Origin of the sequence: Ruminococcus sp. RTP21359st1_H3_RTP21359_211015 (assembly GCF_040909065.1) — a bacterium.
Taxonomy (GTDB): domain Bacteria; phylum Bacillota; class Clostridia; order Oscillospirales; family Ruminococcaceae; genus Hominimerdicola; species Hominimerdicola aceti.
In genome coordinates, this window is sequence record NZ_JBDGDD010000035.1 from 1 (window position 1) to 23533 (window position 23533).

At 44.0% G+C, this 23533-nt stretch carries 14 protein-coding genes and 2 pseudogenes; 10 read left to right on the top strand and 6 right to left on the bottom strand.

Translation table 11 applies throughout. The annotated features are described in order from the left end of the window. Window positions 1-851, bottom strand: a pseudogene (locus tag AB5Z01_RS11810) (hypothetical protein); the annotation flags it as partial. Window positions 852-1126: 275 nt separating this feature from the next. On the opposite strand from AB5Z01_RS11810, the gene AB5Z01_RS11815 reads away from it, so the two are divergent. The 7 genes from AB5Z01_RS11815 to AB5Z01_RS11845 all read left to right on the top strand — a co-directional run bounded on the left by AB5Z01_RS11815 (window position 1127) and on the right by AB5Z01_RS11845 (window position 8367). Then, complete coding sequence (locus tag AB5Z01_RS11815; protein ID WP_015558963.1) at window positions 1127-1822, top strand: LytTR family DNA-binding domain-containing protein; 696 nt, start codon at window positions 1127-1129, stop codon at window positions 1820-1822. Window positions 1823-1827: 5 nt separating this feature from the next. Further along, window positions 1828-3117, top strand: coding sequence for a sensor histidine kinase (locus AB5Z01_RS11820; RefSeq protein ID WP_157864625.1), 1290 nt, complete (start codon window positions 1828-1830; stop codon window positions 3115-3117). A gap of 118 nt (window positions 3118-3235) precedes the next feature. Beyond that, window positions 3236-3826, top strand: coding sequence for an accessory gene regulator ArgB-like protein (locus AB5Z01_RS11825; RefSeq protein WP_022127259.1), 591 nt, complete (start codon window positions 3236-3238; stop codon window positions 3824-3826). After that, window positions 3807-3980 (top strand): cyclic lactone autoinducer peptide, encoded by a 174-nt coding sequence (locus AB5Z01_RS11830; protein ID WP_353681360.1) that lies wholly within the window; start codon window positions 3807-3809, stop codon window positions 3978-3980. Before AB5Z01_RS11825 ends, AB5Z01_RS11830 begins: the two co-directional genes overlap by 20 nt. Further along, entirely contained in the window at window positions 3980-4135 is a 156-nt protein-coding gene (locus AB5Z01_RS11835; protein ID WP_022127260.1) for an AgrD family cyclic lactone autoinducer peptide, read from the top strand. Before AB5Z01_RS11830 ends, AB5Z01_RS11835 begins: the two co-directional genes overlap by 1 nt. A gap of 34 nt (window positions 4136-4169) precedes the next feature. Then, the gene (locus AB5Z01_RS11840) at window positions 4170-7487 is read left to right on the top strand and encodes a cellulose binding domain-containing protein (RefSeq protein WP_368365562.1); all 3318 of its coding nucleotides are present in this window, start codon (window positions 4170-4172) and stop codon (window positions 7485-7487) included. Between the two features lie 16 nt (window positions 7488-7503). Continuing rightward, window positions 7504-8367: a hypothetical protein gene (locus AB5Z01_RS11845; RefSeq protein WP_022127262.1), complete on the top strand. Its 864-nt coding sequence runs from the start codon at window positions 7504-7506 to the stop codon at window positions 8365-8367. A gap of 237 nt (window positions 8368-8604) precedes the next feature. On the opposite strand, the gene AB5Z01_RS11850 is transcribed toward AB5Z01_RS11845, so the two are convergent. The 4 genes and pseudogenes from AB5Z01_RS11850 to AB5Z01_RS11865 all read right to left on the bottom strand — a co-directional run bounded on the left by AB5Z01_RS11850 (window position 8605) and on the right by AB5Z01_RS11865 (window position 13691). Continuing rightward, the gene (locus AB5Z01_RS11850; protein WP_015558960.1) at window positions 8605-9198 is read right to left on the bottom strand and encodes a recombinase family protein; all 594 of its coding nucleotides are present in this window, start codon (window positions 9196-9198) and stop codon (window positions 8605-8607) included. Window positions 9199-9216: 18 nt separating this feature from the next. After that, window positions 9217-10806 (bottom strand): annotated as a pseudogene (locus AB5Z01_RS11855) (relaxase/mobilization nuclease domain-containing protein); the annotation flags it as partial. Then, a complete protein-coding gene (gene mobC, locus AB5Z01_RS11860; RefSeq protein ID WP_015558958.1) occupies window positions 10704-11375 on the bottom strand; it encodes a plasmid mobilization relaxosome protein MobC in 672 nt (223 codons plus the stop codon). The gene mobC and the pseudogene AB5Z01_RS11855, both read right to left, overlap by 103 nt. A gap of 1077 nt (window positions 11376-12452) precedes the next feature. After that, window positions 12453-13691 (bottom strand): IS110 family transposase, encoded by a 1239-nt coding sequence (locus tag AB5Z01_RS11865; protein ID WP_287214455.1) that lies wholly within the window; start codon window positions 13689-13691, stop codon window positions 12453-12455. Window positions 13692-14150: 459 nt separating this feature from the next. Here AB5Z01_RS11865 and AB5Z01_RS11870 point away from each other — a divergent pair, with 459 nt between their 5' ends. The 3 genes from AB5Z01_RS11870 (at window position 14151) to AB5Z01_RS11880 (ending at window position 16643) form a co-directional block, all read left to right on the top strand. Continuing rightward, window positions 14151-14549 (top strand): hypothetical protein, encoded by a 399-nt coding sequence (locus tag AB5Z01_RS11870; protein WP_015558956.1) that lies wholly within the window; start codon window positions 14151-14153, stop codon window positions 14547-14549. 138 nt (window positions 14550-14687) lie between these two features. Continuing rightward, window positions 14688-14885 (top strand): hypothetical protein, encoded by a 198-nt coding sequence (locus AB5Z01_RS11875; RefSeq protein WP_038670326.1) that lies wholly within the window; start codon window positions 14688-14690, stop codon window positions 14883-14885. A 93-nt stretch (window positions 14886-14978) separates the two neighbouring features. Beyond that, on the top strand, window positions 14979-16643 hold the full coding sequence (locus AB5Z01_RS11880) for a recombinase family protein (protein ID WP_015558955.1): 1665 nt from the start codon (window positions 14979-14981) through the stop codon (window positions 16641-16643). On the opposite strand, the gene AB5Z01_RS11885 is transcribed toward AB5Z01_RS11880, so the two are convergent. Then, window positions 16577-23500 (bottom strand): YodL domain-containing protein, encoded by a 6924-nt coding sequence (locus AB5Z01_RS11885; protein ID WP_368365563.1) that lies wholly within the window; start codon window positions 23498-23500, stop codon window positions 16577-16579. The two genes, AB5Z01_RS11880 and AB5Z01_RS11885, sit on opposite strands and share 67 nt — an antisense overlap. Window positions 23501-23533: the final 33 nt, after the last annotated feature.

Here is a 23533-nt window from a genome sequence, read left to right on the forward strand (position 1 = left end):
ATAGTCCGCTTTGTGAAAATATCGGACTTTTCAAGGAGCTTTGTCTTATCATAGCTCTTTTCCAGTCCTGCGACAAGGTTATACGAAACATCTTCCGCAAAATAGCGCTTGTTGGTCTGAGAGTGGATAAGTCCGAACTTCTTATAAAAATCATCGTATGCCACATTCAACTTTGCCTGCAAATCCTTAATAACGCTGTCAGGCTTGTCAAGTTCCATTGCTTCGATCAGCTCACGGGTGAGATCACGAAGCTCAATAAATGCCTTGAAACGCTTGTGCTGTGCAGTACCCTTGTCAAAACGGAACTCACAGGCAGCATTATTTTTCTTGAAGAAGACCTGATCGTCAGAAAGGAAAAAGCTGTAATTACGCAGTTTCGACGGAATCTGCACCTGCACACCGTCAGCCGTTTTCGCATACACATCTCTGCCACGCTCATGACTGATCTCCGCAGACAGCTTTCCGACCGCTTCATGGAGCGCCGATCTCAGGTCAAAACCGTCCTCAGCGACAACCATAGTACCGCTGCCGTAGAGCTTGTTGCCCTCGACCACTGTACCAAGCACCATATCAGGGTGCTGTTCAAAGTATTTGTTGATCGGCAGACCGTCAGCCGTTTCACCGATATGAACCCAATCGGGAATATCGGACATTTCGGCAAGTGACTTGCCTTCATGCTTTTTCAGGAAGATAATATCCGTTGTGACCTCTGTTCCGGCGTTATCCTTAAAAGCTCCGTTCTTGCCACCCGGCAGACGGATAGCACCGATGAAGTCAGCCTTATCAGCCAACAACTGGCGAGTGCTTTCGTCACGCTTGTCGAGTGTGCCTGCCGAGGTCACGAATGCCATAATTCCGCCGTTTTTCAGCTTGTCGAGTGCTTCTGCAAAGAAGAAATCGTGCAGTTTCGTGGTATCGTGGACGGTATCTGTGAAGCACTTATAAGTACACCCACTCTTAAATCAGGCAATAGACCATATTCGATGAATATAAAATAACGCAACATGAGGCTATGTCTCCGAAACTATTAATGGAGGCATAGCTATTTTTTCTCTTGAAATAATCTCTCCGATGTGGTATAATGATAACTGATACATAAAGCATGACCAATTGTGAGGTGATTGCTATGAATATTGCTATCGTTGATGATGAACCTGTATTCTTAAAACAACTTCATAACAGATTAAGAGAAATGAAACTCCCCGACTGCGAAATACACGAATTTACAAGCGGGAGAGACTTATTGAGTTTCTATGTCAAGGGAATGTATGAAGTCATCATACTCGATGTTGAAATGCCCGATCTGACCGGATTGCAGACCGCTGAAAGAATCAGACAGATAGATGGTTCAGTTATTATTTCTTTCCTGACGAATTATGCCGAATTTGCCGTTAAGGGCTACGATGTGGGAGCGTTTCGCTATATATTGAAAAATCAGCCAGACTATGTATATACCAAACAGCTAAATTCTATCATTGCTGAGTGCCAGCAGCGATTTAGAACTTTCACTTTCAATAATAAAAATCTGTCATTCAAGTTCAGGCTGACAGATATTCTTTACTTTGAGGGACATAGAAGAAAGGTATCACTATTCACAGTTAATGGTGAATTGGAGTACGGCGGCGATTTTTCAACTGTGTGTGGCGAGTTGTTAAAGTACAATTTCGCTATTATAAACCGTGGAATACTTGTAAATCTTGACCATATACAGAATATTACCAAGTACGATATTATTCTAAGCAACGGCAGAAAAATCCCCATAGGCAAAACATATAAAGATGAGATAGTTGCTCGCTATCTTAACTATGCAACAGGGAGATGATCGAGTTGCCCGTATTGATTGAAAATATCATTGAGATTGTCAATGTAGCAATTGAAATGATGTTGGTATTCTTATACTTTTCCTTGTTGAGTAAGGCAAAAGTTAATAAAGCAGTTCTTTATCTGTCGTATCTTCTTTCTACTGTAATACTGTCAGCGACAGTTTTGTTGACAGATAATATTTTAGTGTATCTGATTACAACCATTATTCTTATTAGCTCCATGTCCTTTATTTGTTATGATGATTCAATCCGTCATAAAATATTTTGGAACATATTGTTTTTACTGATTATATCTATATCTGAACCTATTGTGATTGGATTACTTTGCATTGCTAATATGGGAACACCAGATGAATTCTTAGAGTCTGGTTTAGGACGTTATCTCGGAATGGTAGGCACAAATATAATTTATTTATGGCTTATAGGATTGATGCACCGCATAATAAACAAAAAAATTCGTGAACTGCCGATAAAATATTGGATATTGATAATAGTTATTCCAATCATAAGTATTTTTCTTTTACAAACAATGCTTGATGGATTTGTTGGCAGCAACACTTATAGTTATGTTTCTTTGGGCGTTTCTCTTGCAGGAATTATCTTTATAAACCTTGCTATGTTTAATTTCTTTGAAAGTTTTGAAGATAAGATAAAGTTAAAATACCTTGAAACAATAAAGCAACAGGAACAGGAAAACTATAAGCTGCTTACCCTGTCATACAAGCAAGTACGAGAGTTTAAACACGATATTGAAAATCAATTTTTAGTTCTGAATGATATGTTGGAAAACAATGATACTGATTCTGCTAAGGAATATCTTGTCAAGCTAAGCTCATTTGTAAGGCTTGCTAACAGACTCTGCTATACTGGTAATAATGCCGTCGATTCTATTGTGAACATCAAGGGTTCTCTTGCTCAGACATACGGTATAGAGTTTATTTGCAAGGTCAATATCATAACAAATATCAAGGCAGACGAATTGGAGTTGTGCCGTATCATCGGAAACGCTCTTGACAATGCAATAGAAGGTTGCCAGAGAGCTGGTGTATCACATAAGCATATTTGGATAAGCCTAATGGAAGAACGAGAGAAGCTATTTATTGTCATTACAAATACATCAGATAAGGTAGATACATCTGTTTTAACATCAACAAAGAAAGAACAAGGGCTTCACGGCATAGGGATAAACAGTATCAAATCCTCCGTTGATAGATTGGGTGGGTTAGTAAGTTTCGATTATGATGACGGAATTTTTAAGCTGAACATTATGGTTCGTAATTGTTTACAAATTTAACTATTTGCATTTCGGGACAAGAAGACGACATTTGGGGACACTTTGAGACCTTTTTTCTCAAAACCTATTGAAAAAATTTGCAACTTGTGTTATGATTTTTGCAGGAAGTGATTCAGAAATGATTTCAAAACTTGCAAAAAGCATAGCACACTTTTTTGTGGTTCAGAACATAACGGAAGAATCCAAAGAGGTGATCTACGCATATGGAATGGAGCTGCTGATCTCTGATGTGCTGAATACCATTATCGTCCTGCTGATTGCTCTGTTTTCCCATACGCTGCCTGCGGTTGTTGTATTCATAGCCGTATTTATGGGGTTGAGACAGTTTGTAGGTGGGTTTCACGCTAACAGTCATCTTAGTTGTATGTTCACGCTTGTCATGGTGATGATGGTTTTCTCTTACGGCATTTGCAATGTAAGCGGACATATTACGCCAATATTCAGCATCAGTTTCATAATGATAGCATTACCAATCATTCTATGTATTGCTCCCGTTCCGCATCCGAATAAACCGATGTCAGAGGAAAAGAGTGTCAAGCTAAGGAAAAGAAGCTGCATCTTAGCTGTTACCCTATCCGTTGTCACGATTGCACTGCTTGTATTCCAATATCAAAAACTAAGCCTTTATGTATCAAGCGGAATGCTGCTGTCAGCAATCATGGCACTGCTCGGTCACTTTTTGAATCGGGGTGATAACAGTAAACGATGATAAGGAAAGAGAAAAACGGAGTATTTTGGCGATTGTAATTCTTGCTCTTGTAAGGCTGGTGCTGTATATCTCAAATGGCAGCGTTTGCGGTATTACGTTTTATCAACCGAAAGAGCCTGACTTATCTGAACTGTTTGAAAGGATGGATTTGTAATGAAAAAGCTGATGAGCATAGCAAAGAAGGCTTCTACGGCACTGGCGGCTCTTGCGCTGGTGGTAGCTACCACATCAGTTCCGAGTGCTTGCTTCCATTGGTTCGCACAACCTGTAGAGCCAGAAGAGCTGAGAAACTATGTAAACAAGAAATAATTGGCAACTGTGTGTTGCAGAAAGGTGGTATGAAATGGTTAAGAATAAGATTTTGAAACGTATCGTGGCAGGTCTTAGCTGTATTGCGTTATCTACAACTATGCTTACGAGTTTACCTGCTTTTGCCGATGATTATGTTGACGAATATCAATATTACTCAACGTTAGATCCTAATGGTGAAGAGTACCAAGAATGGAAATCAAATCTGGCAAGTTCTGCTGTAAGTGTTCCCCAAAATAGAATGCTTAAAAGTATTCTCAAAAATAATACTTTAATAGCAAATGACTACATTGAGTTCAACACTGCAAGTAATGGTCACTATACTATTGGTACAATAGGAGGAAACCCTAACAGTTCAACTGATGATAATAAAAAGATGCTTTTCGGTCATCCGGGTGGAGGAACATCAAAAACAACAATTGTTGTTGGTGAAAGCATAAATGAGTTTACATCATCAAATGTAACTTATGATGCTGATGGTTCTAAAAGTGTTTCCAAAGCTTCTTATGATGGTGTTGATGTCACACAAGAACTATCTATTATTGAGAATTCGGCGACTGGACGAGATGATGTTGTTAAGATTAAGTATATCGTCAAAAATGATACAGAATACGCCAAACAAGTGGGCATAAGAATTATGATGGACACTATGCTCGGTGGTAATGATGCTGCGCCATTCAGAGTAAACGGATCTGATGTAACAACTGAAACCGTATATTCAGGTTCTAATATTCCGCAAATATGGCAAGCCTTTGATTCCGCAACTAATCCCGGTGTAGTAGCACAAGGTACATTCTACAAATCGGGAGACAGAAAACCTGATAAAGTACAATTTACTAATTGGGGAAATGTAACAAGTACGCTATGGGATTATGTGACTCAGCCAGGACGATCTAATGGAGATAGTGCAGTATCCATCACATGGAACAAAGATACTTTCACCAGTGGTGAAACACGAGAATTTGTTACCTATTATGGATTGAGTGAGTTAGAACAGAATTTAATTCCTCCGTTAGCATTAAGTGTATACGCTGATAATAAGGTTAGTATTTCCAATTTTAATTATGATGATATAAATGCAAATGTATATTTGGATAATATTGGAGATGGCGATGCGACAGATGTATCGATAAAAATCACTGCTGATAACCTTGAACCAAAGTATGGAACCTCACTTACACACAATTATTCGGTAATAAAGCCAAGTAAAAGCTATTCAATTCCTTTGAAATTTATAGTTCCAACAGATTCAAAACATAATTCTGATATAAATGCAAAATTGGATTTTGAATTATCATACAAAGTTGCCAAGACCGGTGATACAGAAGTAAAGCGAATAACCAAAAACATAACAATTCCTAAATTGAAAAGAGCCGTTGTAGTAGTACCGGGAATAATGGGAATAGATCTTGCAAAAACATCAAATGATGAAAGTGTATGGGGATCTTGGATTGAACAGCCAAGTAACTTTGATGATGTTAAAAAAATTCACAATGCGTTCCAGTCGCTCAAATGCGATTACTACGGTAATAGTAATATTGAATTATATCCTGTTAATAATTATGGATATGATGATACTTATAAAGGAATAATTGAATCACTAAATAATGATACTGATATTTCTGATAAGTATGATATCTTATTTTTCCCGTATGATTGGAGAATGGGAGCGCAAATAACGGCTAATAATCTTCATGATCTTATTAGTGATTATAATGAGGTAGTTTTTGTTGCACATAGTATGGGTGGTATTGTTACAGAAAAATACATTTCGGAATATGGTGCTGATAATATTTCTAAACAAATAACTGCCGGAACACCATTTTGGGGTGCGCCAACGATGCTTTGCGTTTTAAGCACTGGTGATTTATCATATATCATAGGAGGACTCGGGGTAGCAGAATCATTATTTACTTCATTTGAACTTCCAAGTGTTTTGGTGAATTTAGGCAGTTGTTATGATTTGTTGCCAAATAAAGATTATACAGATGACTGGCAGTGGATATATTCATATAAACGAACTTATGATCATTGGTATGATTATTTTATAGATAACGGCAATTTTACGTATTTTACATTTGACGAATTTGATGAGCTGATTTCTGATGATTATAATAATTATCTTTGGATAGATGGAAAATATAACCATAGCCGCATAAAAATATCCCAAAACAATACTAATAATCTGAAAAGAATAGCATTATTAGGAAGTAATAGAAATACCATTTCAACTATTCAACATTGTCCTGGCGATAGAGGATTGCAATTCGTTCCAGAATATGGTATTGGCGATAGTGTAGTTCCAATTGAAAGTGCAACAATGAATTTTAATCACGATCTTTTGGATATAAAAATCTTTGATCAAGATCATATGGGGTTAATACAGAGTCAGGAATGCATAGATGAGATATTAAAAAACATAAAAGATACAAAATCATTTATGAAGCTGCCCATGAGAACAAAAATGGCAAATAACAATCTTACATCTAATGCCATAGAAGAAACCAAGACACTTTCAAATAAGCTTGCTATTTCAGGTTATTTTGATTTATTCTTTTCAAACGAAACCTGTTCATATTATTACACAAATTCAGAGGTTCATGAAGGGAATAATTTTAAATTTGACCCTTTAACATCAGTTGGCAATCCGATTTTACTGGCTCAATTTGCTGATGATAATTATGATTGTAAAATCAATTCACTTGCTGATCAAAACACTGATATTATGTGCAATATTGATGGAAACATCTATTTGTATACCAATATCTCTGTGAATAGTGGATCTGTATTATTCTTAAATTTATCAGATGGTTCATTTTTTATTAACATTGATCTTGATAATGATGGTGAAATAGATACAACTGTTACGCCAACTATCAATCCAGGGGTAATTCAAGATGATGAGAAATCACCTGAAATAACAGTAGAATCTTGCAATGCAGGTATTAGTAACTCAAATACTATAAATCCCAATATAGTTATAACTAACAACTCTGACAAGCCTTTAAAAATGAGTGATATAACTATAAATTATGTATTTAATGCAGACAATAAAGAAAACCTTGAATACCATTGCGACTGGCTTGCTGTAGATAATCAATACTTAGGTAATACTTCGGTTTGTGAATTTGTTAATGACGATTACGGAAATACATATGCAAAAATCAAATTTAATACCGATGTTGAACTTCAACCTAATAAACAGTTTGTAATCCATTTTAGACTAAATGCAGCAGATTGGTCTAATTGGGATACATCGAATGATTATTCAATGGGAACAGAACAGCTATTGCCAAATGATAAAATAATTGTTTTTTATAATGAACAGCTTATAAGCGGTGTCCAGCCTTGAAGTAGAGGTTGAAGCAATGAAAAAAACAATTATAATTATAATTATATCATTATTAGTTACGGCAGGCACTTTTGTTTTATCTAAGTATCACAACAGAGATAAAATGATGACTCAAATGAATAAAGATATACAAGATTATTATTATATAAGCTGTCCAAATGGAAATGAGCTTGACATCAAGCAAAAGAGCAGTAATGAATATCAATACTCTATTCTTAGTTATCCTTTTAGCACAACAGAATACACTAACAAATTTACATTCAGATTAAAAGTGAGTCTTGATCAGAAATTCATATTTGAAAAAATCGGCTTATTGACAGGCACAAGCGGAGTAAACGCAAATACAGACTTTCCTAATTGTCTTATTAAAGAAAATGATTCTTCTCAATATCAACGTTTTTTTCTCCCCACGCCAGAAGAAGATAATGATGTTTCAACAATCCTTGGCGAAGGCAAAATATATGTATCATTCAAGAATGCAATCAATTCATCAGATATATCATCTGTAATAGATGAATATAGTGAATACGGAACAGTGACATGGCTTTGGGTCGATACTTACAATGATTCTGATTCAACACTACCAACGATTCAAAATCCTCAAAATGACGAAAGAGGAGTGTATGGTATCCCGTTGTTCTATGCTGGCGAAAAGCTCATTTCACCATTAGATAAGTTTGTTAATATAATAAATGATAAACACGCTTATTTGGAAGACGAATTTGAAAACATAAGAAACGGTATTAATACAGGTAAAGATACTATTAAGCAATCTGATATTAATATTATAGGTATTGTTTTATTGTCCCAAAAAGATTTGAACCGTAGTGCCATAATAAACGAAATCGCCATAAAGGGAAATGTCTATGTAGTTAACTAAACTATAAATTTATTGTTATCTTGTTTTATTGCCAAATACTATATTTTTCGTTCCACACAAGTCTGAATAGGCATTGTGGGGCACACCACAACAGGCACAAACTCTATTGGAACTGAATAACCGCAAGCCCTCGGAAATGCTCTTGTAAGCGTTTCTGAGGGCTTTTTCTTTTCAGCGGTTAGAATTCCGCTCCGCAGGCTCGGATAGTGATGTGTGGCATTTCCGTTCGCCTGACGGTCAAGCTGAGGTCGGCTCGGTGATGCCGTGACGGAGTTCATACTCACGCACACGGCGGTAGAAAGTATTTGCTGACATATTCATTCTCCGCATAAAGTCCCTGCCCGTGATGTGCTTGGCTCTCCATTCCCCATAGAGCTGACCGAACCTCGTCCAGTCGGTGGGGATAGGCTTTCGCCCGGTGTACTTGCCCTGAGCCTTAGCGATCTCGATGCCCTCACGCTGTCGCTGTTTGAGCTGCTCACGCTCCAACTGTGAGAGTGCAGCGAACACGGTGAGCATAAATTTGCCCGCAGGAGTGTCGGTGTCAATTTTCTCCTTGTGGCTGATGAGCGTTACTCCCTTGTCTGTGAGGGTGTCGATGATGTTCAGCAAGTCCTTTGTGGAGCGTCCCAGACGGCTGATACTCTCGATGTAGAGGGTGTCACCCTCACGCACATAGTCAAGCATTGCCCTGAGCTGAGGGCGGTCGGTGTTCGCTCCTGACAGCTTCTCGGAGAAGATGCGGTCAACCTGATAACTGCACATGATCTCCTGCTGTCTCGCTGTTTCCTGATGCTCCGTAGAAACACGGATATAACCTATTTTGCTCATAGTTGTTGTTTCCTTTCTTTATTCAAGTGTATTTTTATTTCTATGTTTAGCCTGTGTCCTCTGACGGCTTTTCTCACGCTCACGCTTCATCTGCTGTTCGTTGATGTACTGGCGCACCTGTCGGGTGTACTTCTTCGCCGTTTCACGCTTGGTGAGGAATGCGGTATGCTCGACATTAAGCCTGTTCCACTTCGATTTCAGCTTGTTGGACTTCTCCAAAAGGTCAAGCATCGTCGGCGGTTTGCCGTCAACAGCATACTTCTTGATATGCTCCTTGATGTACTTGACCGTCTGCTCGTAGTCCTCGATAGTGGCGGCATTTTTCTTCTTGAAACGGCTCTGCGACCAGCCCGATTTGCCCTGATACTCCTTGTAAACAGGCTCCAGCTCGTCACGGTGCTTCATCTTTGCAATGAGCGTGTCAATAGCTGTAAACTTCTTTTTCAGATCGGCACGCTCAGTTGTGTGGTCATCGGAGTGAGGTGTATTGAAGAAGAATCCAGACAGCTCGCTGAATGACATAACGCCACCAGCTTCAAGGTCTGCGATGATTTCGTTTGCTCTGCCCATACCTCTGATAGCTTTCCACGGATCTTCTTTCTTTTCAGGTGCTTTACTCTCCGTAGGTGTGGGCTGTGGTGTCCGGGCAGACGGTTCAGGCTTCGGATTGATAGCAGTTGCGTTAAGCATATCAAGCTGTGCCTGCCGTCTTGCTCGTCGGGCTGCAAAGAACTTCTCCACCTGTTCCGCAGCAGCTTTTCTCTTTGCGGTTTCACTTGTTTCGGTGATAGTTTCAGGCTCGGCAGATTGTTTCGGCTTTGTCGGTGCGGTGACTGTCTGTGTCGGCTTCGGCTCGGTCTTTGGAACAACAGGCTTCGGCGCTTCGATAAGCATATCGGGAGTGACATTCGCCGCTGACAGCTTTTCCTGTATCTCCGCTATCTGCTCGGCTATGCGTTCGGGGGTGAAGTCTGCGCCCAGGGTGTCGGCTCTTGTAAACTTCTGTTGACCGTCACCTGATAAACGGAATTTCAGCTTGACCTTATTGCTTGGCTTGTAAACATATTCGATACTGCACTCCGAACATTTTTCAAGAAAATCCTTGAAGTCACGGCTGTAAAGCATGACCTCCGCAATCCTGACACGGAGCTTATCTTTCCACGACTTGCCCTCTTTCTGCATATTCCTCTCAAAGTGAGATACCCCATGTCCCTTTTCAGGCTCGGAGATAACAGATATACCGTGTTCAGCACATATCTCGTCCGAAATCTCACGCAACTCTGCCCACGCTCTTTCAGACTTTCTGCCTTGATTATGCTCGGTGGTAAAGCTCAGACCGTTATACAGATTTGTGTTGTTGAAAATGATGTGGCAATGCAGGTGCGACTTGTCATGATGAACAGCAATGACATACTGATAATCGCCTTTCAGATAACGGTCGCACAGCTCCTCTCCGATCTGCATAGCTTGTTCGGGCGTGACTTCACCGGGGGCAAAGCTCTGTATCATGTGGTAGGCAAGGATTTGGGTGCGTCCTGTTCCTGTGTTTCGGACGGCTCGGAAGTCCTCGCTTGCTCCTGCGCTATCGGCTCGGCAAGCATAAGAGTTGACATATAAACCGTCGATGGTCTTATCATCTCTTGTGATGTAAGCGATCGCTGCGCTGACTGTTGCCCTGATCGTATGGATAGAAGTGTATGCCAAATTTCGTTTACCCCTTTCTTTATCTCGGTAATATCCTCGGCATAGATGTGACCTGTGCTGTAAAGTCGGACAAGTATCTGGTTGATGTTTGCTCCGATGCGTTTCATCAGACGGTTACACTCGGCAATTTCGGAACGGTCGGGCGTGAGATCAACCCTCGCCCGAACACAATCACGGATATACTCGGTCTTGTTCTTGTAACCGTACTGCTCACACTTGGAAAGAATGTCCTGCATTTCCGATTCGGTGAAACGAACATTGAGGGTGTAGGACTTCTTCTCCTTCTTGCGTTTCAGGTACTTGCGTTCATCGTCGGTAAGCTGGCTCTCGTCCTTGTCGGCAAGGCACTTGTCAAGGTCGGCTCTGACCTCTTTGTCAAGTGCGTGATTGATTGCTCCCTCGTAGGTCATACCCTCAAACTCCATAGCCTTGTGTTTGGGCGGTCTTCCACGCTTCTTTTTCTCGGTTTTCATAGTGGTGTCTCCTTTGTTTGTATTTCGGCGTTAGCCGATTTTCTTGACCGCTGTGCGGTCGTTTCGGGGCTTGGGGTGTCCCTAACAAGCATTTGGTATTTTCGCTCGCTGTGCGGCGCAAAATACAATGCTTGTTATTTTTGTTGCGCTGTAGCGCTATTTTCCAGCCTGTGGGATTTTCATATCACTCAGGCTTTCGATGCTCCGTCAGCGAATTTGGAGCTATGCGACTTAAACTCTCCGCCGCTTAGGTCGGCGGTCATACTCGCTCACGCTCCTGCGTGATGCACTCAATATCATCACTCTTGAAATTGTAAACTGGCTCAGCGCAGTTATTGCGCAGTCTGGGCGGCAGTCCTATGAAATATGCTCCCATAAGTTAATACCAAATTATTGACCGCTTCGTTAAGTATACCGCAGAAAAATTTTATGATGAAAATGATATGCAGGGGTGCGTGTGATCGTCACAACGTCAAAGCCCTTCACTTTTCTACCGGTGTTTTTGAGAAAATGGCGTTGTTTTTCAGAAAAGTTTACACTTTGTTCATGACGGTTCTCCCTTGTGCCTAAATTCAACAGCATATTTCTATACAGAATGTGAATAGGTCACGGCGGCACTCGGATAAAACCCCCTCTATATATACAAGCACGTTCAATCAGGAAACGGGCATGATTTTTATAAAAATAGTTGCTCCGTGATAATAATTCTCCGTATTGAATAAATCAGAAATGGTGACCTATGCAGTATGCAGTCAATGTGATATGGCTCGGATTTGCAATGCTCGGTCTGCTTTCTGCAAAATTCCCCATAACAATTTCACGAATGAAGAAGTTTTATGGCGCACTCAACTTCTTGCGCAATGCGAATAGACTTTTGCTGTCCGAGAATGCTATAATATTAGCATAGGGTATTATCCCTAAATCCAATACATTGGGAGTCCTACGGTAAAATGTCAATAGGCAAAAAGTAGAAAAGCAAGGAAGAAATCCATACATTCTGCCTAAGAAGAGACAAAAAGGGTATCTCCTACTAAAGCCTGCGCCGAAAAATTTTTTCGACGGGCTGGAGGTGCCGGATCAATACTCCTCCGGCGGAATATACAGGCGGTTAGTCTTCAGCAGTGTATAGACTAACCTGACCAACTTTCTGGCAGTGAGAGCGAGTGCGCGTTTGTGGTTGTGCTTATTAGCCTCTTTGTATTTGAGAGCGTAGAAGCGCTTGAACTCCGGGTCGCATCTTCTCAGAGCGTTTGCAGCTTCGCACAAATAATATTTCAGATGATGGTTACCGCCCTGGATCATGCGCTTGTCCTCAGCTTCAAAGTCACTGGACTGGTGCTGAGTCCAGACAAGACCGGCATATTTCGCAAGGCCTGCCTGACTGGGGAAACGGTTAATATCACCGATCTCAGCAATGATTCCGGCAGCATAAATGTTGCCAATGCCTTTGATCGAGGTCAGTGTCTGTGGGAATGCTTCCAGCATCTTTTCAATCGCTTTGTCATACTCCTTGATCTGCTTCTGGAGCAGACGAATGGTATTCATAGAGATGGCGAGCATCTGCTTGGCGGCATCTGCAATGACCTGCGGCGGACGATAAGAATTCTTCGCAGCACGCTGAACAGCTTCTGCAATTTCTTCCGGATCGTCAAAATGATTTTTCCCTTTTTTACGGATAAAATCTACAAGCTCATCGGTACTCATGTATGCAAGCTCATCGAGCGAAGAAAACTCCTCGATCAGAGCCATTGACGTTGCGCCGAATTTGTCGGAGAAGATCTTCTCCTGTGTCAGTCCGGAAAAGCTTATGAAAACAGTGTTCAGAAGACGCTGCTTTTCCCGTGTCAGTTCCTGTACGAGCTGGTGACGCGCTCTTGTATACATTTTGAGCGCCTGATACTTGTAATCGTCCATATAGACCTCCTTATTGATTCTGCCGAAGCGAAGGTGGTCAGCAATGACGTAGGAATCAACATGATCGTTTTTCGGAAGATCTGAATAGGCATCACGGAACTTCTTGACCTGCTTAGGATTGAGCATATGCAGGTTTCTTTCAAATCGTCCAAGACTGCCGCTTTCACGAAGAAAACGCATGAGATTGTCGCCGTAAACGGAAGTCGCTTCCATACCGATCACAACCTGTGGAATATCCTGCAAGAGAAGCACAGAGGTAACTCTGTCAACAATTATTTTTGCACCATTCCTGTTGTTCGGCACAGAAAACGAACTATGTTTACTGCCGTCGGAATACATGAGATAGCAGACGTTATTCTTGCTGCTGACATCAATGCCAACATAAAGTTTGTCTTGATTCACAATTTCCACCTCCCTTCATCGGGATTTGCGATCAACAGGCATTCAGCTACCCATGATACTGTGGCATCATCAACCTCGCTTATCAGAATCCACTCCGGGGCGCTCCGATGCGATGATCCGTACTGCCTGTAAAAACGGATGGAACACATCCCGGATAAACAGCCTACGTGTAAGCAGCTAACTCACAGCTCTGGGGAACAGACTCTCTACGGAAGCAGCCATGCGGCTCGACTGAGGTGAAACAGAACTTGTTCCTGCTGATCACAGCTATTTTATCATGGGTATGTGAATGCCTGTTGATTGTTTGATTAAACCCGGCGGAACTCCGCCGGCAGCATTGAAATCTCCATTCGCTACGCTCATTCTGATTTCACTGCTGCTTCTCTCAACTGAGTGTGGCAGAGGTTCATTGGGGTGCTCTTCAAATCACCCTAAAATCTATTATACGAGGTGATGAGAATGAGTAAGAAAGCTAAGACCGAGGTTGATGAGAAGTCCGCTGTTATCATTACGGATGCTGTTCTTGCGGAGAATCAGGCAAAGCTCGACAGCTACGAAAAGTCTATCAAAGCTGTGCAGGAGCGCAGGCGCAAGGTCATCATTGATAGCAAGCTCTACACCTACGATAAGCTCTCACAGCTTTACGGCGGTGCGGAGGGACAGGCACTTCTCGATGCTGTGACTGCGGAGCATACGCTGATCGGCAAGCTGACAGCAAGCGGTATGACCTATGAGCAGATTGGTGAGCTGGCTGACGATAGTTCTGCCGATGCTGACAACAGCTCGGACGAAAGCTATTCCGAAAAGTACGCTAAGCAGATGAGCTTTTCAGAAACAGATCATTCCTATTCGGAGTAACATATATTCCGACAACAAAACGATTGCTGTGTAAGGGACGGCTCTGCCGTTCCGTACAGCACCTGTGCAGGCGTAACGCCCCTGCAACAAAAAGCCATTGCGTGTAGAGATAGATAATCGCAGGCGGAAAGGAGACACTTGCCAAGAAAAGATACAGGATTTACTTTGGCTGAGCTGAATGAGAGATATAAAGATAAGCCGACCAGCAAAGCCGTGTACGAAGTGGACGGTCAGCGTTATGCTGTGACAAGTCATTTCGTGGGTGAAAAAGACCTTGATAAGGTGCTTTATGAACTTGCTTTCAAAAGAGCGTTTCAGAAAACCGAAAAGAACTAAAAAGTTTTGAAAAAAGACTTGCCATATTCGGTTTTCTGCGCTATAATAGTTGTATCATCGAATATGGTTTGCTTTGATTGGAAAGGAGTTATTATGGCAAAGCAAACTACTTACAATGTCGGGATCTATGTGCGTTTGTCGCAGGAGGACGAACGTGCGGGCGAATCCCTTTCGATTGAAAATCAGAAGAAGATGCTGACGGAATATGTCAGCAAGCAGGAGGGGTGGAATCTTATCGAGATATGCGAGGACGATGGCTATTCGGGAACAAGTTTCGATAGACCAGGTATCAAGCAGATTCTTGATGATGCAAAGTCGGGAAAGATAAATCTTATCCTCTGTAAAGACCTTTCACGTTTCGGAAGAAATTATATCGAGGTCGGTCAGTATATAGATTACATTTTTCCTTCATTCAATATCCGCTTCATCGCCCTGAGCGACAATGTAGACACGCTTGACAGAAACAGTTCGGCAATGGATCTTATGCCTGTGATGAATTTATTCAACGAATGGCACGCCGCCAACACGTCAAAGAAGGTACGCAGTGTCATGGCAGCAAATTCTCGGCAGGGCAAGTATCTGGCGGCTTCAGCTTCTTATGGTTACATCAAGGCAGATGATGAAAAGCATACGCCCTTGATTGATGAAGATGCCGCCGTTATCGTAAGACGTATATTTGAGCAGAGGGCAAGAGGGTTAAGTCCGAAGCAGATCGCTATACAGCTTAACAAGGACGGCATCGCAACTCCCTCGGATCATCGTTATCAGCTTAAAGGCAAAGATAATCCCCTTGTGACTTCACATCTGTGGAATGATTGTATGGTGCGTGGCATTCTTAACAATGAGATTTATATCGGAAATCTCGCACAGCAGAGAGTGACAACGGTATCCTACAAAAATCACAAGCAGATACGCAAGGACAGGTCGGAATGGATAGTGATTGAAAATAATCATGAACCTATCATTTCAAGAGAGCTGTGGGACAAGGTTAGAGAGGTTGACGCATCGGTGAGTATCGGCAAGACAACAAAAGAAGGCGTGATTCTTCCGCTGTCAGGATTTATGTACTGCCCAGACTGCGGTTACAAGATGAAAATGAACAGAACCATGCACACCTCTAAGAAGCGTGGAACATATGAGACTGTCAGCTATCGCTGTGGTACTTATGTTAGAAGCGGAATGGACGGCTGCACTCCTCATTCCATTTTGGAAAGAGTAATTTCACAGATTGTTGTTGACGATATTAGAGCAAAGGCACGACTTGCCGTTGAGGACGAGGACGCACTCCGTGAAGCCGTTAGAAAACGCAGACAGGCTACTGCCGATGCGGAGAGCCAGCATAACAGCAAGGAACTCCATGAGGGTGAGAAAAGGCTTGCACAGCTCGAAACGCTTATCAGTAAGACCTATGAAGAAAAGCTCCTCGGTACTGTACCCGAAGAACTCTGCGTGAAAATGCTGAATCAGTATCTTGATGAGCAGAAGATGCTGAGAGAGAAAGTCGCTGTACTGAAAGAAAAGTGCGAAACCGCTGAACAGGCTGAAAAGGATATTGACAGATACATTGAAAATATCAAGAAGTATGTCGATATTCAGGAGCTTACCCGTGAGACTTGTTTGGAGCTTATCGAGTACATCGTGATTGGTGATCGTCCCGAAAGCAAGGACGAGGACAGGCAGATTCACATCTTTTACAAGTTCCTTGACAAAGGGCTTACGGAGAAAAGAAACATTCTGCTTCCGCAGAATGTGGAGTAAATAATATTTGGGTGTACTTTTATGGGGTTCTCCTCACGGAAACCAAGCTCACCGAACGGAACATTGCCGACAGCCACATCAAAGCAGCCGTTCTGAAAACGGTTCTGCTCAAAACCCTGAATTGCAATATCCGCATCGGGATAGAGAGCCTGAGCAATCCTGCCGGACAGCGAGTCGATCTCCACGCCGTAGAGCTGAGAGTGCGACTGCATTTCTTCGGGCATTCTGCCGAAAAAGTTGCCGATACCTATTGCAGGCTCTAAGACAGCACCGCCGTCAAATCCGAAATTGCCAAGAGCTTCATAGATGCCGTCGATAACCGTAGGAGAAGTATAGAAAGCATCATTGACCGTTGAACGAGCCTGAGCGTACTCCTGCGGAGTCAGCAGCTCGGAAAGCTCCTTATACTCTGCGGCCCACTTCGGATCGTCCTTATCAAAAGCCTTTGCCAAAGCTCCCCAGCCGACATATTTCGACAGGGTTTCCTTTTCCTCAGCGGTCGCAGGACGCTTCTCCCGTTCAAGTGTTTTCAGCGTTTTAATAGCGTCAACATTGGCACGGAATTTCGCCTTTGCGCCGCCTTCACCGAGAGCATCATCGGTAATGGTGAAGTTTTCGCCCTTATCGGGTGCAGTTACTTCCGTTTCAGTAACATCGACTTCATCAGCAACAAGTGTGACCTCCGGCTCTTTCTCAGCCTGAACAATCTGCTCACGCTCCAAGCTGTCAATGAAATGAAAGCTCATGAGCATATCGCCGTTATCAAGCCGTGAAGTCAGTTCATCGCCGTCAAACGTCCAGTTCTTCGCACGGTCAAACTCCATGTGGAGGTCTTTGCCTGTAGGTTCGCCGTTTTCATCGAGCTTTCGGGAAGTAAAATCAACGGTGCTTACGCCTGTTACGATACGGCGTTCTCCGATGCACTCAGGACGGAGATGGTCTGTGATTTCAAACATCATTCCTGGTTTGATCGCCTTTTTGAGCTGAGACAGGTTCTTGATCGTAGGAATTTCGGGCTTTTCTGCTTCGAGAGCGACCGCAGAATTATCGGGTGTGCCCTCAGCCTTTTCAGGCTTCACGGGTGCAGACTGCTCCTTTTCAGGTTCAGCCTTGCCGATATACTCATACATACCGCTGTTCAGGAGCTTATCGTATGAGATATTCTCCGTCACAGCGAAACCGCTGCTTTCACGCTGAATGGTGCAATCGTCCGAATAGAACGGGAGCGCTCCAGTCAGCGAAATAACCTCAGAAACCTCGCCAGTAATCTTGTGACGAAATCGGTCACCGACTTCCACGATCTTGTGGCTCTGCTCCTCAGCCTTTTCCGCTTTGAGTGCAGCCCTCTCAGCTTTCTGTTCAGCAGAAAGGTAGGTATCGTCCCTGAGCCGTGATTCTGTCATTGTTGCGACATTGTACCACGAATGACGGAACTTTTCGCCGTTCTCAAAGCTGAATGTGATACCCTGAGAATTATAGTCAACGAGTGAGATCTTACCCTCACCGCTGTGTCCGCCTGTTCCGCATTCCTTTTTCAAAAAATCGGCAAGCCGCTGAATTGTCGGGTGCTGTTCCTCATAGAAGTCCTGCACACGGAGCTTGCCGTGAACAAAGCCAGTTCCACGGTCGATCTCTGCGGCAAGTGCTTCATAGACCTGAACACCGTCCACCACCGGATCTTTGGCAAATTCAGACTTTGGCTTTTCAGGTGCGGGCTTTGAAGCGGTCAGCGGTTCAGGATCACCGAAAAGAGAGAGCTGTTCGCCCTGTGCTTCGGGCATTTCCCAAAACGGAACATCAGCATTTTCATTACGCTGAATCTCGTCAATGACAGCCGTATCGGTGAAAAGGGGCTTGTCAATATCCGCAGTCTCCTGTTCAGGAGTTGCCACCGCAGGAGCATCATCGACCGCCATAACACCCAGCTCATAGGCAAGCGTGTCAAGCTCTGCCGTGTGGTCTGCATAAGTGTCAATGGAAATGATACCCTCAGCATTGTCCACGATAACCGTAGCACCGAGAGAAAGTGCCTTGTCCTTGATCTCGTCAAGGCTCTCGGCATCGCCCTTGTATTTCAGAGTGACCGCAGGAACATCATCGGCAGGAGAAGAAATATCTGCTGCATCGGCGGCATCGCTCATAAGCTCTACCGTCTGTTCGTCCTTACCAGTGTGACGCTCGATCACTTCATCGGGTACAGATACAAGATCGCTGAAATCAAGATCAGTCAGACCATTCTCGATCATATCCTCGATACTATCAAACTGCTCTGTATCGAATACCTCACCGTCAAATTCGTGAGTGATCTTGAAGTCAACAAGGTCAGCCGTTACCTGAATAGGCAGCTCATCGTCTGTCAGCGTAGTAAACGCAAGACCTACACTATGCAGATCGGAGAAATCCGCTTCTTCACGGTACTCAGCTTCACAGAAATCGTTGATAAGCCACTTTGCCTTGTCAAGCGGAGTTTCAAATGTACGCTGAAAGTCCATGATCTCCACAGGCTTGTCAGGATTATGCTCAATCATAGCTGTGCGCAGGAGTGCAGGAAATGTTGTCAGCTCACGGTAAGGCTCGATCTCCATTTTGTCGCCACGGTTATAGATACCGCAGACGGGATCGCCGCCATAAAACAGTTCACCGACCTTTTCGCCGTCAGCGATAGCCAGTTTCCATGTGCCACGCTCCGTTTCCGCAGATTCGCAGTCTGTTCCGAAGAACTTGTCAACGACCTGCTGTAAGGTCTGGAGCTTTTCCGCTTCACGCTTCGGAGGATTCAGTTCAAATGCCTGTTCGATCAGAACGGTATATCCTGCTTCACGAAGCTTTGCGGAGTATTCGTCCTTGACATGATCGGGGAAACCGACCATAGGCTGACCGTTTTTTGATGTCATATGCAGTTCGAGAACTTCCGCACCGATCTCCGCATTTTTGCCGTACATCTCGTAAAAGTCACCGACTTTTCGCAGAGAGACTGGTCCTTTGTCCTCCGGCTCTGTCTTTTCCGCAGCTTGACCGTCCTTAGACAGAATCTCAAAGCCCTTTTCCTCCATATCCTGCTGCCAGCCGTCATAGGCAAGCACATCGGAAGTGCCGAGCAGAATACCGCCGTAATCGGGTGCATCAAGGTCTTTCATCTTGATACGGTCAGGACTAATTTCCTCAATCTCACGGCGAGCGCCGTCATACATGATAATATCACCGACAGCAAGATCGGCAACAGACGGCACAGACTTCTCCTGTGTCCTTTCTTTTTCAAGGAAAAATTCAGGCATTTCGGTAAAGCCGAAGCTGTCGCAATAATATGCCGTGTCCTTATCGTCCATTGAAATGACGATAACATCGGAAACCGAAAGGGAGTGACCTGAGAAGTCCGCAGGCTGATTGGTGTTGAACTGAGTGAAAATGCCTTCAAGAGTTGCATTTCCTCTGAACTCACCGACTAAGCCCTCATATACAAGCTCATAATCGTCCCTATTGAGCTGTACGCCCTCTGCTTTCAGCCTGTCAAGCCCCTCAAAGCGGACACCGTGATACTTCTCACCGCCGGGGAGTTGATAGATCTGGAACTTACCCTGTTCCTTTTCCACATCATCATAGGTGCGGATCGGGTACTGTGCCTTGAAATCGTCGAAGATACGCTGTTCCTCAGCGGTCAGCTCAGAATATGCTTCAAGGAAAGGAACGAAAATGTCAAGCATTCTCTGCGCCCTTTCCTTATATTCCGGCTGATTGAACGGGTGCTGCGTATAGCCGAGGATACCCTCATTATATGTGCGGATATGGTCGATCAGCGAACCGCCACCCGTGCCTTTGCCATCGCCAATATCAAAGCGGCCGTCATAGTTGAACTCCTCACCGTTGATAACAGCGGTAATACTGAAATCGGTCTTTTTATACCAGCCTGCTTTCAGCTCAGGGATATTACGCTCCGAGTGCTGCTTCTCATCGAGGTATTCAAGGACAGCATTGCCGAGAGCAAAACTGCAATCAGGGTGTGCAAGTGCAAAATCGTGAACGATGTCGCTCTCGCTAACCCATTCATCGCCCTTATCCTTGCCAAAATGGAAGGACAGGCTATCCGGCTGCTTTTCGGGCTTTTCAGCTTCAAAGGTCACATCGTACTTGTGCTTTGCGATACAAGCAAAGGCTTTTTCGGTCTGGTCCTCGTCACCGAGAACATCAAACAGAGCCTTTTTGATACGGTTGAGCTTCGGGATATTATCGCCGTTTTCCCAACCGTGGAGTGCGGCACCGTCAAATGCAGAGATAAGCTCCTTTACCGTATCATCGGAAATATCGGGAATATCGTCCTTGATAAAATCAAGCACCGCCCAATATGCCAAGTCCTCATATTCCTCATGGATACGGTCGATGAAAGCCTGTCCGATCTCCTCAAAGGAGACAAAGCGCTCCATACCGCCGAAACTGCACTTGAAGCCGTCCTCAGTCCTCTCCAGATGCAGAGAGTGGCGGAGGTTTTCAGCATAATAATAGGTGCGGTCGGTCATTTCACCCTGTTCAAAAACGAACTCAATATCCGCAGAATTGCCGCCTTCTAAAAGACCGAGTGCAAGCTCCTTGCGAATATCCTCACCGTCATGAAAACGACGGGCAAGGTCATAGAATGCAGGCTCGCTCAGATGATAGCCGAAAGCCGCCTTATCGCTGGGCTTGTGCTTTTCAAGATAACCACGCTCAAACAGCGGATAAGCCATATCCTCCCATTCATCAGAAGAAAGAGTACGCTCCGCAAGGAACTTCGCAAGGTCAGCCTTCGGGAACAGCACTTCTTCCTCAGTGGGAACTCTGTTTGCGTTCTCACGGTCAATAACCGCCTGCTTATGGGCAGTCAGGAAGTCCGCAACATCGGATTCCTGCAAAGCATTATGGAGAATTTCATCGTATGCCTGAATGTCCTCAGCCGTGAAAGTCTCGTCAATGCTGTCGATCTGTCCTCTCGTCACATCACCGACAAACATAGCCGTAATTGCGGCTCTCTGCTCATCGGAGAAATCGTGCAGAGAAAAGAAGTCCGAAAGCTCGATACTGCGGTCAAAGCTGGACTTCGCTTCAAGCATATCGGTCAGCTTGCTGTTTTCGCCGTAGCGTTCAGCCGGAGCCTGAGCGATATATGCGTTCACAAGCGAGAGCATCTCGCCAAACTGTGCTTCATCGTATCTGCTGTCAAAGAAATCAGCAAGATCAAGCTGCATATCCTCGACAGCAAGGCGGTGGACTACGGGCGAAAGAGCGATATTCTGCTCCATCGGCAAACCGAGGTCAGCCATTTTGCGGAGCATATTTGTCTCACGGACAGCGTTTTCAAGCGCACGGTGAAATGCAGGAGCGTTCTCCTTATCCACCGCAAATGCGACCTTTCCGTCACGGACAACAGCGTGATAGCTCACACTTGTTTCAAGGAAAGGCTTGACCTCCTTGAACTGTTCAGGTGTGAGCTTTGACATATAATAATGGGTATCACGGTTCGCACGATAGTCACGGTTGCCGACTTCCTGCGCCTTATCGGGACTTGCAAACTGCTTACGCATATTTATAACAGAGTCCCTGATATTGCGGACAGCAAAGAGGTCAGCGTGAGAAACCGTCAGCGTACCCTTGCCGGACGGATACACTCTGCCCGAAAACTGCATACCACGCTTCGCCATGATCTCAGCCATTTTCAGCACAAGGTCACGATCTGCCGAAAGATACTCTTTCTGCGGGATATAGCGATACTCCGCAGAACCGAAGATGTTTTTTTCGGGCGGAGAGTATGGTCTGTTGGATTTGGTGGGAACAAGGTCGGGAGTGCCTGCGATACGCTTGAACCACTCCACATCTTTGTCATTGATCGCCATAATGACGGAATTATCACGGGCATAGGCATAATAGTTGATGCCCGATCTGTCAAGCTGTTCCTGCAATCTTGCAAAATCAGCAGCCTGAATCGTCACAAGGCTCTTGTCTCTGTTATCTGTCGCCTTGTGCCACATTTCATTGCCGTATCTTTGCATATCTGTCTGCTGAACCTCCTTTTTCTCAGTCTCATGTTCTACTGCTTTTGGGATACCACGAAGCATATCATTCCAGTCTTTATATGTATCGGGAGTGATAACACGCTTCATGTCGGGATACTGCTCCTGCAAACGCTGGGCAAAATCATTGCCTGCGGTATCATTGTCGGAGCATAACAATACATTCTCAGGAGAGATATTGTGCCTGAGCATTGTATCAAGCACGATATTCGGCTTCACGCCCATCATGGAAACGAGCCTGCAATCGGTCAGCTCTTTATCGTGCATTTGCAGATAGGAGAGCATATCAATAGCCGACTCAAAGAAAAAAGCCTTTTCTCCTGTGCCACGGACTACTTCAAAGCCGTGTCCTGCTGCCGAGCCTGTTGCAATTCCTTTGAATTTGTGTTCTGTTGATGTGCCGACCTTTTCAGCACCGATCACTTTGCCCTGATCGTCATAGTATTTGAAAAGCACATTGCCTGTCTTTTCTTCCTGGGCGATACTTCCACCACGGACAAGAGCCGATACCATATCATAGTCAAGCCCTCTTATCTTGCACAGGTACGCAAACACACGCCTTGCATTGTCAGCTTCGGCAAGGGAAAGCTCCCTTGCCGTTACTGTTTTCGGCTTCTGTTCGTATGTGCGGGACGGAGTATAAGTGCGGTCGATGTGTTCGCCCGTGAGAGCTTCGACCGCATCAACGAAAGACATTCCCATGTATTCACGCAGGAATCCGATGTTATCGCCGCCCTTGTCCTCGCTGAACCTGAACCAAGCACCACGCTCACCTGGACCGTTATCCTTGATGTGCAGGCTATCGTGATCCTTCCACACATACTCTCTGCCGACTTTTTTCAGGTCAAAGCC